Below are 15,927 nucleotides of genomic sequence, written 5' to 3' on the forward strand. Positions count from 1 at the left end.
TATCGCCGGCGAACCGGCAACGAGTGCGACCTGGAGTGGGTCAGGCGGCGGCGTGGGCGGCGTCGCCGGCGGCGGTGTCGCCTGCGGTGTCGTCTGCCCGTCGCCGTCGCCCCGCGGACAGCATCGCCACGAGTCCGACGATGATTCCGAGCAGGAGGCCAGTCAGCAGCGACACGACGATCGCCGCGAGCAGCTGACCGAGGTATGTGCCGAGGTCGGCATGCAGCAGGAAGCTCTGCCCGACGCTGCGCACGATGTTGCCCGCAGTGACCGCGAGGATCGTCACCCACAGCCCGCGACCGAACGCGCGGGGCATGCTCGGGTAGCGGTTCTTGCGCGATGCGGTGCGCAGCCAGATCCATGCCGTCAGCAGCATGACCGCCACTCCGAGCAGGTCGATCAGCCACAGGGCGACCGTCGTCTCGCCGAGCGGCGTGAATCTCAGGATCGGCCACATCGCCGGAAGGCCGAACGCCGGCGGGAACAGCAGCGCCACCACCCAGGTCGACAACCACCCGATCACTGGGCGGAATCCCGCCAGCCAGGCGAGCACGAGCAGTGAGACGAGCACGCTCCAGCCGACGCCGCCGAGCGCTGCGGCAGGGCGGGCAGGTGCGAGGGGGGAAGGCTCCGATGCCATGGCGGCGATGCTAGCATCCGACACAGACGACACGGCAATGCTGCCGGAAGGAGCCCGATGCGCAACCCGAGCCGCTGGATACTGGCGGGCGCACTCACACTCGTCATGGTCGGAGGGGCGGTCGCGGCTGCGGCCCGCGTCGCACCGCAGGCGACGACGGAGTTCATCACCGACGCTTCAGGGCGCGACCTGGTGCCGAACGGATTCAACACCGCGAGCAGTGCGAAGAGCACGCCCGACGGCATGCCGCTGTTCACAGAGGAGCAGCTCGACGCAGAGCATGCCGATGTCGGCACGAACTTCGTGCGCTTCCTGATCTCATGGCGCTCGGTCGAGCCCGAGAAGGGCGAGATCAACCAGGCCTACCTCGACGACGTCGAGGACCGGGTCGGCTGGTACGCCGAGCGCGGCTACCACGTCATGCTCGACATGCACCAGGACCTGTGGGGTTCGGCCATCAGCCCCGACCACCCCGGTTGGGGCAACGGCGCGCCGGCATGGGCGACCTACACCGATGACCTGCCCGTTGTCCCTGGCGACATGTGGGAGCTGGTGTACCTCGAGCCGGGCACGATCCGGGCGTTCGACCATTTCTGGAACACCACCGGCGAGCATCCCGAGCTGATGGAGCACTATGCCTCGGCGTGGAAGGCTGTCGCCGAGCGTTTCGCAGACAACGAGACCGTGGTCGCGTACGACCTGATGAACGAGCCCTACGGCGGCACTCTGCAGGGCGTCGCGTTCGAATCCGGCCCACTGACCGAGCTGTACCAGCGCACGACGAACGCGATCCGCGAGGTCGACCAGGACAGCTGGGTGTGCGTCGAACCGCAGGCGTTCGGGTTCAACTGGGGCGTGCCCAGCGCGCTCGGAGCGATCGACGACCCGCGCGAGGGCGATGCTCGCATCGCCTATTGCCCGCACCTCTACCCACTGCCGATGGACCTCGGTGATGGCTTCAGCGGCGGCTCGAAGGATCTCATCAAAGCGACGGTCGAGCAATGGGATCACAACGTGATGCGTGCCGCCGAGGTGCTCGGCCAGGGGAACGGCCCCGTGCCGATCATCCTCGGCGAGTTCGGCCTCGACACCACTCGCGACGGTGCGGAGGAGTACGTGAAGCTCGTCTACGACACGGCGGATGCCAGCGGCATGGGTGTCACGTACTGGTCGAGGGATGACGGCAGCTGGGGTCCGTACGAGACCGACGGCACCAAGCGCAATCTGATCGACTGGGTGCACCGCCCGTACGTGCGCGCGGCTGAGGGGCTGCAGTCGTGGCAGTCGGATGCTGACAAGCTGACCTTCACGGTGTCAGGCGGCGGCTCGGCGGAGGTCTACCTGCCCTCGAACACGTTCCAGGGTGAGCCGCAGGTTGACGGGGCTGAGGTCTCATCGTGGGATGCCGATTCGGGCATCCTCACGCTGGCGGTGCCCGCCGACGCGACGGTGACGATCACGCCCTGAGGGCGCGGCGGGTGTCAAGCGCCGGTGGTGATCAGCCAGAGCAGCACGGCGTTCAGGGTGATCAGCAGGATGGCGAAGATGATGCCGAGCACGGTCGTGCCGAGACGATTGGCGTGCACGCCGAGGGTGCGCCGCTGTGCGGTGAGCACGACGAGCGGGATCAGCGCGAACGGGATGCCGAAGCTCAGCACCACCTGACTCAGCACCAGCGCGAGCGTCGGGTCGAAGCCGACGCCGAGGATGATCAGTGCGGGGATCAGCGTCACCAGTCGCCGCGCGAGCAGCGGGATGCGGATGGTGAGCAGGCCGTGCATGATCTCGGCGCCGGCATACGCGCCGACCGAGGTGGACGCCAGGCCGGAGGCCAGCAGACCGACGGCGAACAGCGTGCCGATCACCGCGCCGAGGTTGTCGGTGATCGCGGCGTACGCACCCTCGAGTGAGTCGGTGCCCTCCACCCCGGCGAGGTTCGCCGCAGCCAGCAGCAGGATCGCGAGGTTCACCGAACCGGCGATGATCATCGCGATCGTGACATCCCAGCGGGTGACAGTGAGCAGCGTGCGGATCGACGGGGGATTGGGGTTGCGGGCGCCGGCGAAGCGGTCGCGGGAGAGCGCGGAGTGCGCGTAGATCGCGTGCGGCATGATCGTCGCGCCGAGGATGGATGCTGCCAGCAGCACCGACCCGCTGTCGGTGAATCGCGGGATCATCCCGCCGAGCACGCCCGCCGGGTCGGGCGGGGCGACGAAGAGTCCAGCGACGAAGCCGATCACGATGATCGACATCAGCCCGATGATGACGAACTCGAAGTGCCGTGGGCCGCGCAGCGTCTGCACGGCCAGCAGTGCCATCGAGACGGCGCCGGTGATCACGCCCCCCAGCAGCAGCGGGATGTCGAAGAGCAGGTAGAGGGCCACCGCGCCGCCGAGCACCTCGGCGATGTCGGTCGCCATCGCGACGAGCTCGGCTTGCAGCCAGTAGGCGCGTCGCGCCCAGCGATTGCGGATGCGAGTGCCGAGCACCTCGGGAAGGCTCTGCCCGGTGACGACGCCGAGCTTGGCGGAGAGGTACTGGATCAGCCAGGCCATGATGTTGCCCGCGAGCACGACCCACACCAGCAGGTAGCCGTAGCGGGCGCCGGCGGTCATGTTGCTGGCGACGTTGCCGGGGTCGAGGTAGGCCACGCCTGCCACCAGCGCCGGGCCCAGCATCCACACTCTGCTCTTCCAAGCGCGGCGCAGAGGCGACCGGCTCGGCGTCGTCGGCTGCTCCACCATCAAATTTTTAGGCACGCCTAAAAATTACCACTGAATCGGGCGCGATAGCCTGACGGAATGGATGAGGAGACTCCAGAGCACACCACGCACGGAGTCGGTCCCTACCCCGGTGGCCGCGAGGCGTGGCCCGTCGAGGACTACTTCGACCCCGAGCTGCTCGAGCACGGCGACACCCGCAACGTCATCGACCGGTACCGGTACTGGCGCATGGAGGCGATCGTCGCCGACCTCGATCTGCAGCGGCATCCGTTCCATGTCGCGATCGAGAACTGGCAGCACGACATGAACATCGGCTCGATCGTGCGCAGTGCGAACGCGTTCCTCGCCGACACGGTGCACATCATCGGTCGCCGTCGCTGGAACAAGCGCGGTGCGATGGTCACCGACCGCTATCAGCACGTCGTGCACCACCCCGATGTGGCGACCTTCGCGGCGTGGGCGGCGGCCGAGGGCATCCCGATCATCGCCGTCGACAACGTCGGCGAGGCGGTGCCGGTCGATCGGGCCGATCTGCCCGAGCGCTGCGCACTGCTGTTCGGTCAGGAGGGGCCCGGCCTGTCTGACGAGGCGCTCGCCGCAGCATCCGGCCACATCGAGATCACTCAGTACGGCTCCACTCGCTCGATCAACGCGAGTGCGGCTGCGGCCGTCGTGATGTACGAATGGTGCCGCCGGTACGCCTGAGTGGTCGCCGGACTCCGTCCAATCGGATGCTGAAGCAGTGCTTCCGTCGGGCTTTGGCGCCCGTTGTTGTGGAACGCAGTGTCGCGTACACTGAATCTCAGTTTCAGCGAAGGAGTGCACGATGGCATCCGAGTACATCCCCCCGGTCGATGACTACGCCTTCCTCTTCGGCGAGGCATTCGGGCTCGACCTGCCCGCCCGCAGCACGGGCGGCACGTTCAGCGCCGACGACGCCACCGAGATCATCGCCGGCGCCGGTGAGTTCGCCGCCTCTGTGCTCGCACCGCTCGAGACCGTCGGCGACCGCGAGGGCGCCCGCCTCGAAGACGGCCAGGTGCACCTGCCCGCAGGGTTCGCCGAGGCCTACCAGGCGTTCGTCGAAGCCGGCTGGATCACCGCCGAGGCACCCGAGTCCGCTGGTGGCGACGGCCTGCCGGCCTCGATCCGCGCTGGACTCGGCGAGATCTGGAACGGCTCGAACGCCGCCTTCGCGCTGTGCTGGCTGCTGACGGCCGGGCAGATCCATGCGCTCGACGCGGCAGCATCCGACGAGATCCGCGAGACGTACCTGACCAAGCTCGTCTCGGGCGAGTGGACCGGCACCATGAACCTCACCGAGCCCGAGGCCGGCACCGACCTGGGCGCGATCCGCACCATGGCGACCCCGCGCGCGGACGGCTCGTGGGGCATCAGCGGCCAGAAGATCTTCATCACCTGGGGCGACCATGACGTCGCCGAGAACATCGTGCACCTCGTTCTCGCGCGCACGCCCGATGCTCCCGCCGGCGCCAAGGGCCTGTCGCTCTTCGTCGCCCCGAAGTACCTGCCCGAGGCCGACGGCACCCCCGGCGCCCGCAACGCGGTGACGACCGTCGCGATCGAGCACAAGCTCGGCATCCACGGCAGCCCCACCTGCGTGCTCGCGTACGAGGACGCCACCGGGTACCTCGTCGGCGAGGTCGGCGGGGGACTGGCGGGCATGTTCGTGATGATGAACTCCGCGCGCGCAGGCATGGGTTTCCAGGCCACCGGCATCTCGGACCGCGCCTACCAGCAGGCTGTCGCGTACGCCGCCGACCGTCTGCAGGGGCCGGTTCTCGATCGCCCCGCCGGCACCAGGATCGCCGAGCACCCTGATGTCCGCCGTCTGCTGATCTCGATGCAGAGCCGTATCTTCGCCATGCGCGCCCTCGGCGTGTACCTCGGCGACCTGTTCGACCGCGCCGAGACCGACGGCACCGGCACGCTCGCCGAGTTCCTGGTGCCGATCCTGAAGGGCTGGGCCACCGAGGATGCCGTGGCGCTGACCAGCGACGCGATCCAGGTGCACGGCGGCATGGGCTTCATCGAAGAGACCGGCGTCGCCCAGCACTACCGCGATGCGCGCATCATGCCCATCTACGAAGGCACGACGGCGATCCAGTCGAACGACCTGATCGGTCGCAAGGTCATCCGCAACGGCGGCCAGACCGCTGAGTCGCTGTTCGCCGAGATGGCCCAGACGGTCGAGACCCTGCGCGGGCTCGGCAATGACCTGGCCACGCGCACCGCCGACCGCCTCGAGCGCGCGATCGCCGCGGCGCGCGCAGCGACGGCATCGCTGATCGGCTTCGGCATGACCCGCGATGCGTACGGCGTCAGCGTGCCGTACCTGATGCTGCTCGGCACGCTCGCCGGTGGCTGGATGCACGCACTCGCCGTCGTCGCCGTGCTTGGCCACGAGACGTCGGATGCAACGGACGAGGCGCGCCTGCGCAGCGCCGACTTCTACGGTGCGCACCACCTGCCGCGCGTGCACATGCTGGCTGAGACGGTGGCCGCCGGCGAGGTCGCCTGACCTCTCGTCGCGCTCGATCCGCGGCACCGCCCGCCAGCCGTCGGGCTACGCCCGCGTTTCCTGGGTCGCGCGGCGGTCGAAGTGGGCCGCTGTGCCGGTCAGAATCGAATCACCCGCACCGCAGCGGGACTGACCGACCGATGGAGATCGTGATGACCAACACCTACCCTGCGCCGCCCTTCGACCCCGAATTGGCGGCGGCGCTCGCCCTCGTCGGAGAGATGATTCCTTCGACGCTCACGCCCGAGATGATCCCGCTGATGCGGCAGATGCCCGCTGATCCGACCCTCGCAGATCAGGTCGCGGCGGTCGGCGCAGTCGCGGAGGACCACACGATTCCCGGGTTCGACGGCGCCGAGATAGCCGTCACCGTCTATCGGCGCCCCGACCAGGTCGAGCCGGGCCCCGGGATCTTTCACATTCACGGTGGCGGGATGATCATCGGCGATCGCTTCGGTGGTGTGCAGGGGTTCCTTCCGTACATCGCCAGCCACGGCGCCGTCGTGGTGACTGTCGAGTACCGCCTGGCGCCGGAGTTCCCTGACCCGGTGCCGGTCGAGGACTGCTATGCCGGTCTGCGCTGGACCGCCGACAACGCCGATCGGCTCGGCATCGACGTGACGCGTCTGGTGGTCGGCGGCGCGAGCGCCGGTGGCGGGCTGACGGCGGGCGTCACTCTGCTGGCGCGCGATCGCCAGGGGCCAGAGCTGCGCGCTTCTCTGTTGATCTATCCGATGATCGACGACCGCAACATCACGGTCTCCTCGCACCAGATCCAAGGGATCGGCGTGTGGGATCGCGTCAGCAATGACACCGGCTGGGACGCTCTGCTCGGGGACCGCCGTGGGACGGACGATGTCTCGATCTACGCGGCTCCCTCGCGTGCGACCGACCTGTCGGACCTGCCGCCGACCTTCATCGAAGTGGGAAGCGCCGAGGTGTTCCGCGACGAGGACGTCGCCTACGCCACGGCCATCTGGGCGGCAGGCGGCGAATGCGAGCTGCACGTGTGGCCGGGCGGGTTCCACGGCTTCGACGGTCTCGCGCCGCAGGCGCAGCTTTCTCTCCTGGCGACGGAGGCGCGCCACCGCTGGCTCACCCGCATGCTGGAAGCCTGACGACGACCTGACGGATATCGCTCCGTGCCGTTATGTCCCGCCCGCTTAGGGTGGGGCACAACGGTGAGAGGATGCTGCGATGAGGGAACTCGCCGGCCGGCTCAGCGCCCTGGATCCCGAGGCCAGTGAGACGCTGCGCGTGATCGAGTACTTCGACACGCTTGTCGACGGTCGCGTGGGATCCGAGGGAATGCTGCGCGGGGCGGCCGTGCTGAGCGGGGCGCCGATCGGATACCGCTCATCTGCGGCCTCACCTGCGCGGGTCTTCGAAACGGATCAATCGAAACCGCGCGACGGGAGCCCGGAGGGCTGGCCGTCCATGCGGCTCTCCGACGACGCCGTCGTGTGGATCGAGCGACTGGTCCTGCTCGCGAACGACGGGATGATCCTCGAACGGCTGGCGATCTCGCTGTCGATCATCTCGCGCCGACTCGACACATCCGCACCCACCAGGCGCGCCGTCGAGGCCCTGCTGTCGTCGGATGCTGATGCCGACGAGCGCGAGCAGGCCGTCGCTCACCTCGCCTTCCCCACTCATGCACTGGTTCGAGCGGTCGCGATGCCCCCAGCGGTGACCCTCGAAAGGACTCTTCCGCACGCGATCACCGCCACTCGGTTCGGCGTCGTCCGCGCCGTGCTCTTGCATGACGGAGCAGTACCGGGTGCGCGTGCCGGTATCGGCATCGTCGCGGAGTCGCCACTGGATCTGCGTGAGTCCTGGCGTTCGGCTCTGATCGCGCTGCGATTGGCGGACGCCCAGAGCCCGGTGGTCCGAGCGGACGATCTCGGGGTGCTGCTCAGCGTTGCGGATGCCGAGGATCAGCGTCCGTCGGCACACGCCGATGTCGCTGCGCTGGAGAAGATGCTCGAGTCGGGGTGGTCCGAGGCGGTCCTGCGGGGGATCGCTGCGGGTGCCAGCATCCGATCGCTGGCGTCGACCGCGGGCATCCACCACTCCTCGATGGACGGCAGATTGCAGAAGCTGCCGGAGACTCTGGGCTACAACCCGATGCTGCCTTCCGGGCGGACGCGCCTCGATGTCGCGCTCATGCTGCACCGCCTCGCTCACGTGCGTTTCGACGCCGACGCCTAGGCCGCTGAGGTGGTGTCGAACGGCCGCGACCGCGCAGATCCATCCCCGCCCGGTGGCCAGGCCCGGCGTCGTGCATCAGCTCACGGGCTGAAGAATCCGAGCAGATCGGGCTGGCCGCTGAACGCCCATAGGCCGAAGAGAACGGCGCTGGCGCCGATCGCTCCGACGAGAGCGCGAGTGATCATCCCACCATCGCTATGACGCCTTCGTATGCGCATGTCGCCTCCCCAGGCTGCTGGCTTCACCAGACTCGACACGGTCAGCATAGTCACCAGCGAGGGCCCGCGGGGTAGCAGTCCGTGTCACGATGGGGGCGTGACGGCATCGAGTGGGACCGCCCCCGAGCTGCGCACACCCCTGCTCCTCGGCGTCATCGTCCCCGTGTTGCTCACGGTCGTCTTGCTGCCCGCGTCGCTCATCGCGCTCGTGCAGCCGGTGGCGCTTCCGGTGCCACTCATCATCGTCGCCGCGGCGCTGTTCGTGGCCCTGCACGCCGCGTCGTTCCTGGCATCCCGGCATCCACGCGCGGCGTTCGCCGCGGCCAGCGCGATCATGCTGCTGCTGGCGCTGCTGCCTGTCTTCACCGGCGTCGGAGCCGTGCTGTATCCGTCGGGGCTGGCATATCTGCTGTGCGTGCATCAGGTGGCCGTGCGATGCGAGCGCCGCTATGCGCTTGGCGGCATCGCGATCGCCGTGGTGGGGTCGGCGATCGTCGCGATCACGACGCCCGCCCTGCCGGACCCGCTCCTGCGACTGGGCGTGTTCCTGGGACTCGCCGCAGCGAACGCCGCCGCGTGGGCGTTCGGTCTGCTGCAGCGGGTGCGCGCTGCGCAGGCCATCGAGCGCGAGCAGGTGCGGATGCGCGAGGCGCGCGCGGCGGAGCGCGCCAGGATCAGTGCCGAGCTGCACGATGTGGTCGCGCATTCGCTGACGGTGATGATCGCACAGGCGGATGTCGCGCGCGGCTTTCTGCGCGAGCAGCCCGATGTCAGCGACCGCGCACTCGGCATCGTGCTCGCCAGCGGCCGCGACGCGCTGCGCGGCATGCGCGGAATCGTGCGCGAAGATGTGGCTGGGACCGCCGGGCCGCGCGCCCCGGCGCCGCGCATCGAGACCCTGAACGCCGACCCCCTGAACCGCGAGTCCCTGGCCGCGCTCATCGATGCTGCGCGCAGCCCTGATACCCATATCGATCACAGCGAGTACGGCACGGCGCACAGGCTCCCCGCGCCCGGGCTGGCCGCGCTGCTTCCGGTCATCCGCGAGGGTCTGACGAACGCGATCCGGCATACTGCTCCGCCGCGCGCGGTGCACGTGCGCCTCGACTGGGGCAGCACCGCATTGACTGCGACGATCGATGACGACGGCGGCTCGGCCTCGACTGAGACCGGGCTCGGTTCCGGCACCGGTCTGATCGGCCTGGCAGAACGGGTGCGCCTGGTCGGCGGGTCGATCGACTCCGGCCCGACGCCGGACGGCGGCTGGCGGCTGCGCGTCATGCTGCCGCTCGCGGATGCCGAAACCGATGCCACCGAACAGGAGACCTCATGACTGTGCGCGTGCTGCTCGCCGACGATCAGGAGCTGCTGCGCGAGGCGCTGGCGATGATGCTCGCCCGCGACGAGCGGATCGAGATCGTCGGTTCCATCGGCTCCGGTGACGAGGCGATCTCGTTCGTGCGTGCTCACGCCGTCGACGTCGTGCTGATGGACGTGCGCATGCCTGGCACCGACGGCATCGCCGCGACGGCCGCGGTGCGCAGCATCCGATCCGACACTCGCGTGCTGGTGCTGACGACGTTCGATCTCGACGAGTACGTGTTCGGCGCGATCCGTGCCGGCGCGAGTGGGTTTCTGACGAAGGACGCGACGCCGCAGGCCGTCGCTGACGCCGTCGTCGCCGTGGCGTCTGGTGAGGCGGCGATGGGCGAGCACGCCGTCGCCGCGATGGTCGGGTTCGTGCGCGAGGGTGCGGCTCCGGACACCGCATCGGATGCTGTCGAATCGCTCAGCCCGCGCGAGCAGGAAGTGCTGCGGATGCTGGCCACCGGTGCCGGCAACGACGCCATCGCGCAACGGCTGTTCGTCTCGCAGAACACGGTCAAGACGCATGTGAAGGCGGTGCTCGCCAAACTCGGTCTGCCCGATCGCATCCACGTCGTGATCTGGGCTTACGAGAACGGCCTGCGCAAGCCCGGCGGCGGGCCGAGCTCCGGTCCTCACCCGCGCGGGTGAGTCGGATCGCCCCAGCGGGCGAAGCGGACGGATGCCCGTGATTTCTAGCGTGAAGACATGAACATCCGCACGAGAACGATCATCTTCCTGCTGTCGGCCCTCTGCGCGGCCGTCATCGCTGCGCTGTCGCTGATGCGCCTCACTGTTCCCACCTTCGCCGAGTGGTACTCCGGCCTCTCGCCGGCGCTGCTTGATCGAGTGGTCGACGGCTTCGCCGCCTCACTCATCGGGCTGCTCACCGGCGCCGTGGGCGTGGTCGTCTCGCTGCTGCTGCTCGCCCACAACGCGGAGACGCGCGCCAGCGAGCGAGGGGGCGCGAGAGCACGCGCGAGGGCAGCTGGGCCAGCATCCGTGGACGCCAGCGCGACCGCGGGCCACGTCGCGAGTACGAGTATGCGCACGAGCACAAGCGCAGCCCGGGCGCCAGTTCCTCCCGTGGTCGGCGCTCTCGCCGTGATGGTGGCGATCGCCGCAGTGCTGCTTGTTCCCGGCGATGTCATTCCGGTCGCCGGCTACACGTTCGCGATGGTGGCGATGGGCATCCTGGTCACCGGCGCTGTGCTGCTGACGATCCGGCATCCGCTGCCCGGCATTGCCGTGCTGGCCGCATTCGCCGGGGTCATCGTGTTCTTCACGGTGCGCGTCGACGACCCGACTCTGCTGCTGTCGCTGTTCGCCAGCCTCGGCGCCGAGCTGCCGCAGCTCGCTGTGACGGCCGCCTACCTGGCGCTCGCCGCGGGCGTCGCCCTGAGCGCGATCGGAGACGGGCGCGCGCGAGGCGCCGTCGGCCGCTGGGTGCTCGCGCACCGCATCGCGATCACGGTCGTGGCCGCGGTGTGTTCCGTACCGTACGTGTTCGTGCGGGCCAGCTGGCTTACGCCCTGGCCGCTGCTCTCACCCGGCTCGGACGTGCTCGCCGCCAACCCGGCTGTGCTGGCCACCGGGCTGTCGCTCGGGTTCGCGATGCTGGCCGGCGGCCTGCTCACCCTCGGCCTGGTGCGACCGTGGGGCGAGCGGTTCCCACGCTGGTTCGCCGCGGTGGGCGGACGCCCCGTGCCGGTCGGGCTGCCCGTCATCGCTGCGATGACGGTGGCTGTGCTGTTCACCGCCGGCGGGGTCGGCATGGTGGTGCAGGCCTTCGCCGGACAGTTCGGCGCACTCGGTGCGGTAGCGGTCGTCGAGATCGTGGCGGTCTTCCCGTTCTGGCTGTGGGGTCCCCTGCTCGCGCTGGCGGCGTGGGGATACGCGATGCACCGCGCCGATCGGCAGGCGGTGGATGCCGCTGCGTACGCCTCCACGGCAGGGCGAGTCTCAGCGACAATGTCGCCGCACACCCTGGCTCAGCTCGATGCCTGGGAGAGCCGCGAAGCGTGAGAGCGCATGCGGGGCGGCTCGGCAGGACTGCGGAGTTCCGCAGTCCTGCCGAATCAGCCCGTCCCCGCGGTGTGCGATGTGTGTGCGTCGCGACCACGCAGTAGCAGGTCGCCCCAGGTGCACCTGCCTCCCGCACGCCAGTCGCTTCAACATGCACGCCAGGGCCCGTTCACCGCGCTCGCACCTGCCGCCGCATTCGCGCCGGATCCGACCGCTCTCAGAGCGAGGGTTTGCGGCCCCGCAACCAGCATCCGGAGTGCTTGAGCAGCACGCCAGAGCTCACGCCTCCACCTTCGTCCAGGCGTCGGTGCGCACGCGCCAGCCGAGGGTCGCCAGGCGCGCGAGCATGTAGACACCGAAAAACGCGATCGCGAGCCACACCAGCCCGGCGGCTCCGTCGACGCCGCTCGCCGAGATGATCCACAATGCGGGCAGGAACGGCACGAGGTTCAGCAGCCCGACCACAGCGAGGTAGCGGGCATCATTGGCCCCCATCAGGACGCCGTCGAGCACGAAGACGACTCCGGCGGCGGGCTGCGCGACGGCGAGCACGAGCAGTGCGGGCATGACGAGGGCGGCGACGGCGGCATCTCCGGTGAAGAGGATGCCCATCACCGGCGACAGCGCCGCGATGATCGCACCGACGATCACGCCGAACCACACGCCCCAGGCGACAGTGCGGCGCAGCACGCGGTGCACTTGGTCGATGTCGCCGGCACCGAGGCTCTTGCCGATCAGCGCCTGTGCGGCGATGGCGAGGGCATCGAGCGCGAATGCCGCGGTCGAGAAGATGGTGAACGCGATCTGCCAGCCGGCGAGTTCGGTGGTGCCGATGCCTGTAGCGACACCGACGGTGGCGAGCAGGGCGACGCGAAGGCTGACCGTGCGCAGGAACAGCCAGCCGCCCGAGCGGGCGGTGCCGCGGATGCCGCTGCGCTGTGCCTTCATCGATGCGCCGTGATGCACGGCGAGACGGCGGATGACGATGACGTAGGCGGCGACCATTCCCCATTGCGCCATGACGGTGCCGAAGGCGGAGCCCGCGATGCCCCAGCCGAGACCGTAGATGAAGATCCAGTTGAGTCCGGCGTTCGCGGCGAAACCGAGTCCGGCGATCCAGAGCGGCGTCATGGTGTCCTGCATGCCGCGCAGCAGGCCGGTTGCGGCGAAGACGATGAGCATGGCAGGCAGGCCCCACATCGAGATCGACAGGTACGTGCGGGCCTGTTCGGCGACGGCGTCGGAAGCGCCGAACAGTCCGACCATGGCAGGGGTGGCCAGCGACCCGGCGAGGGCGAGCAGGGCGCCGAGGGCGAGCGCGAGCCACATGCCGTCGATGCCGACCGAGACGGCGTCGCCCGGCTTTCCGGCGCCGAAGCGGCGTGCCACGGCCGGGGTCGTCGAGTAGGCGAGGAACACCATCAGCCCGACGATCGTCTGCAGGACGGCGCTGGCGATGCCGAGCCCGGCGAGCGGTGTCGTGCCGAGGTGGCCGATCATGACGCCGTCGATGATCAGGAACAGCGGCTCGGCGACGAGCGCCCCCAATGCAGGCACGGCGAGCCGCAGGATCTCGCGGTTGAGCGTCGGCGACGCGGAGGGGGATGGCACCACTCGAGCCTATGGGGTGGGTGGGACGCCGCGACCGATCAGGCGGCTATGTCGTAGCGTGCTCGACCGCCGAGGCGCGGCGTTCGCGTCGAGTCGATGTAGGGCGGGGGGATGAACCACACTCGCGCCCGCGTTCCCGTGCCCTCGATGCGGATCTGCCACCCATTGTCGTGGATGCGGTGGTGACACGTCTCGCACAGCAGGATGCCGTTCTCGAGATCGGTGGGCCCGGCATCCCGTTTCCACCAGTCGATGTGATGGACCTTGGTCATTCCCGGTGGCAGCCCGCACATGGCACATCCGCCGTCACGGTCGACGAGGGCGAGCTTCTGCGCCGGGGTGAACAGCCGCCGCCTGCGGCCCCAATCGAGGATCTCGCTGTCCGACCCGAGAACGCACGGGATCACTCCACTCGACGCGGCCATCCGCCGCACCGCCCCGATGCTGATCGGCTGGTCGGTTCCGTCGATCGTGCCGAAGCCGGTGCCGTTTCGCAGATCTGCCAGGTTCACGCGCACGACCACGGTCGCACCGTTCATCGGGACACGGTCGTCATCGCATCCGAGCGCGTGAGCACAGATCCGCGCGAGCGCATCGGCTCGCATCATGGCCACCGTGCGGTGATCCGCGTCCGGACCGTCTGATCCGACCGATTCCTCACGCACGGAGAACTGCGCTGTCACGTTGCCGTCGACGGCGGCGCGCACCTCGGCGCCGGATTCGATGTCGGCGACCAGGTTCAAATGCAGCATCCCGTTGCGCTCGAACATCGTCAGCGAGCGCTGCGCTCGACGTTCCTGCTCGTCGGCTTCCAGATGCTCAGGTGCGAGCGTGGCCTCGGCGCGCGTGACGAGCCTGCGTGCATCGTCGAGTGAGAGCCCCTTGGCACGGTCGACCAGTTGACGCTCTGCCGTGGCGAGAGTGGCGAGCCGGTCGGCGTCTGCGCCGAGTCGCACGCGGTCGAGCATCGTGACGATGAGGCTTGCCGTGGGCGCCCCAAGGGCGCCGGACCTCAGCGCCGACTGCACGGCGGGGTACTTCGGCGGCAGCGGGTCGCCCACCAGGTCGGTGCGCGGCGCCACGGTCTTGCCCAGCTCGACGAGCCTCGCTGCATCTCCTGTCGAGCTGCCCGTCGTCGCCGCGATCATCTGCGCGGGATTGCGGAAGCCGTTCTGCTTCGCGAGGGAATCCGCTCCCAGCTCGGGGCGTGACTCATGAGCGATCTCGGCGGCCACCTCGACCTGCAGCGCATCCAGCTGTCGACGCATCGAGCCGAGCGCCGCCGACGTGGCCACGAGGCTCGGGCGCGACAGGTCGGCGGCAGTCCCGGCATCCGCCCACGTCGCATCGAGAGCCGACAGGGCCTCGTGCAGTGCGGACAGGTGCTGATGCATGAAACAAATCTACGCCAGGTGCCCGCTAGTGTCAATGGAAACCTAGAACAAATATACGATCACCATGCGCGCAGACGGCGCGGAGTGATGGTGATCCGCGTCGAGAAGGTGTCGATGATCTGATCGATGCTCTGCCCGTAGTCCTTGATCGCAGCCGAGTACTTCTGCTCGTAGGCGTCGCGGTGCGCCAGCATCCACTCCGCTGTGCCGTTCTCGGCCACCTCGGCGTCACCGTCGATGATCACCACGTCGTCGCCGTACGGTCCGCCGGCGTGCAGATGGAACTGCACGGGCGACCCGGCGAGCAGGTGGGTCACCTTCGCGGTGCCCGGTTGGGTGAGGACCACGATGCTCGTGTCGTCCCAGTAGAACCACACCGGCACTGAGCGAGGTTCGCCCTGGGCGCTCACCGTGGTGATCCAGCCGATCAGGTCGGACTGCAGCATGCCGAGTGCCTTCGCATCTCGCGTGTCGTTCGTGTCAAGCGTGAACATGTCGTACCTCCGCGACGACGGTAACGCGCACCTCGGACATCGACCCCGTACCCTGGAAGCACCGGAGGTGACGCCATGTCAGATGCGATGAGCGAGGCGGCCCGGTATCGCGCGCGGCAGGCAGCGGGTGAGACGGAGTCGTCGGATGCTGATGCCAAGGCGCCCATGGTGTTGAACGCGCAGAACAAGGCGGAGTTCGTCGAGACGGCGATCCAGATCGCGATCCGCCAGGGCCAGTTCGATAATCTGCCCGGCGCGGGCAAGCCGCTGGAAGGGCTCGGCACCCATCACGACCCGGACTGGTGGATTCGCCGCAAGATCGAATCCGAGAACCTGTCGGGGCTCGGCCCGCCGGCGCTGATGCTGCGGACTGAGGATCGCGCGCTCGACGGTGAGCTCGACCAACTCGGCCGCGAAGACGATGTGCGCACGGTTGTGGAGGACTTCAACCGCCGAGTCATCGAGGCGCGTCGGCAGCTCAGCGGAGGCCCACCCGTGGTCACGAAGACGCGTGACGTGGATGCTGAGATCGACGCCTGGAGAGCTCGTCGGGCATCCGATCCCGCCCGCGGGCACGAGGCCGCAGGCGCGGCCGAAGGCGCCGAGAAACCGCGCACCGGATGGCTGCGCCGTCGCTCGCAGTCACGACGACCGTAACGATCGCCCGCGGCATCAGTCCCGCCGTCACGCACCCCCGCGCAGCG

At 69.0% G+C, this 15,927-nt stretch carries 14 protein-coding genes; 9 read left to right on the forward strand and 5 right to left on the reverse strand.

Annotated elements, in window-relative coordinates; translation table 11 throughout:
- Nucleotides 1-40: 40 nt before the first annotated feature.
- On the reverse strand, nucleotides 41-640 hold the full coding sequence (locus MNR00_RS01465; protein WP_241927401.1) for a hypothetical protein: 600 nt from the start codon (nucleotides 638-640) through the stop codon (nucleotides 41-43).
- Nucleotides 641-697: 57 nt separating this feature from the next.
- Between MNR00_RS01465 and MNR00_RS01470 the strand changes: the two genes are divergently transcribed.
- A complete protein-coding gene (locus MNR00_RS01470; RefSeq protein WP_241927402.1) occupies nucleotides 698-2,107 on the forward strand; it encodes a glycoside hydrolase family 5 protein in 1,410 nt (469 codons plus the stop codon).
- A gap of 14 nt (nucleotides 2,108-2,121) precedes the next feature.
- Here MNR00_RS01470 and MNR00_RS01475 read toward each other — a convergent pair whose 3' ends face one another.
- Nucleotides 2,122-3,318 (reverse strand): Nramp family divalent metal transporter, encoded by a 1,197-nt coding sequence (locus MNR00_RS01475; RefSeq protein WP_241927403.1) that lies wholly within the window; start codon nucleotides 3,316-3,318, stop codon nucleotides 2,122-2,124.
- A gap of 123 nt (nucleotides 3,319-3,441) precedes the next feature.
- Between MNR00_RS01475 and MNR00_RS01480 the strand changes: the two genes are divergently transcribed.
- From MNR00_RS01480 to MNR00_RS01510, 7 genes are all read left to right on the forward strand, one after another.
- Nucleotides 3,442-4,068: a TrmH family RNA methyltransferase gene (locus MNR00_RS01480; RefSeq protein WP_241927404.1), complete on the forward strand. Its 627-nt coding sequence runs from the start codon at nucleotides 3,442-3,444 to the stop codon at nucleotides 4,066-4,068.
- A 121-nt stretch (nucleotides 4,069-4,189) separates the two neighbouring features.
- Nucleotides 4,190-5,905 (forward strand): acyl-CoA dehydrogenase, encoded by a 1,716-nt coding sequence (locus MNR00_RS01485; RefSeq protein WP_241927405.1) that lies wholly within the window; start codon nucleotides 4,190-4,192, stop codon nucleotides 5,903-5,905.
- A gap of 152 nt (nucleotides 5,906-6,057) precedes the next feature.
- Nucleotides 6,058-7,023 carry an alpha/beta hydrolase gene (locus tag MNR00_RS01490; RefSeq protein WP_241927406.1) on the forward strand — a complete coding sequence of 322 codons (966 nt, stop codon included), beginning with the start codon at nucleotides 6,058-6,060 and terminating at the stop codon, nucleotides 7,021-7,023.
- Nucleotides 7,024-7,102: 79 nt separating this feature from the next.
- Complete coding sequence (locus MNR00_RS01495) at nucleotides 7,103-8,116, forward strand: hypothetical protein (protein ID WP_241927407.1); 1,014 nt, start codon at nucleotides 7,103-7,105, stop codon at nucleotides 8,114-8,116.
- 315 nt (nucleotides 8,117-8,431) lie between these two features.
- Entirely contained in the window at nucleotides 8,432-9,667 is a 1,236-nt protein-coding gene (locus tag MNR00_RS01500) for a histidine kinase (RefSeq protein ID WP_241927408.1), read from the forward strand.
- Entirely contained in the window at nucleotides 9,664-10,350 is a 687-nt protein-coding gene (locus tag MNR00_RS01505) for a response regulator transcription factor (protein ID WP_241927409.1), read from the forward strand. Before MNR00_RS01500 ends, MNR00_RS01505 begins: the two co-directional genes overlap by 4 nt.
- A 57-nt stretch (nucleotides 10,351-10,407) precedes the next feature.
- Nucleotides 10,408-11,724: a hypothetical protein gene (locus MNR00_RS01510; RefSeq protein WP_241927410.1), complete on the forward strand. Its 1,317-nt coding sequence runs from the start codon at nucleotides 10,408-10,410 to the stop codon at nucleotides 11,722-11,724.
- Between the two features lie 279 nt (nucleotides 11,725-12,003).
- On the opposite strand, the gene MNR00_RS01515 is transcribed toward MNR00_RS01510, so the two are convergent.
- Genes MNR00_RS01515 through MNR00_RS01525 form a run of 3 tightly spaced genes read right to left on the reverse strand, consistent with a single transcriptional unit; the run spans nucleotide 12,004 to nucleotide 15,223 of the window.
- Nucleotides 12,004-13,335 (reverse strand): MATE family efflux transporter, encoded by a 1,332-nt coding sequence (locus MNR00_RS01515; protein ID WP_241927411.1) that lies wholly within the window; start codon nucleotides 13,333-13,335, stop codon nucleotides 12,004-12,006.
- A 38-nt stretch (nucleotides 13,336-13,373) separates the two neighbouring features.
- On the reverse strand, nucleotides 13,374-14,729 hold the full coding sequence (locus MNR00_RS01520) for a DUF222 domain-containing protein (protein ID WP_241927412.1): 1,356 nt from the start codon (nucleotides 14,727-14,729) through the stop codon (nucleotides 13,374-13,376).
- 59 nt (nucleotides 14,730-14,788) lie between these two features.
- Nucleotides 14,789-15,223 carry a pyridoxamine 5'-phosphate oxidase family protein gene (locus tag MNR00_RS01525; RefSeq protein WP_241927413.1) on the reverse strand — a complete coding sequence of 145 codons (435 nt, stop codon included), beginning with the start codon at nucleotides 15,221-15,223 and terminating at the stop codon, nucleotides 14,789-14,791.
- 75 nt (nucleotides 15,224-15,298) lie between these two features.
- On the opposite strand from MNR00_RS01525, the gene MNR00_RS01530 reads away from it, so the two are divergent.
- Nucleotides 15,299-15,880: a DUF1992 domain-containing protein gene (locus MNR00_RS01530; protein ID WP_241927414.1), complete on the forward strand. Its 582-nt coding sequence runs from the start codon at nucleotides 15,299-15,301 to the stop codon at nucleotides 15,878-15,880.
- The last annotated feature ends 47 nt before the right edge of the window (nucleotides 15,881-15,927 follow it).

Source organism: Microbacterium sp. H1-D42 (assembly GCF_022637555.1).
Classification (GTDB): Bacteria; Actinomycetota; Actinomycetes; order Actinomycetales; family Microbacteriaceae; genus Microbacterium.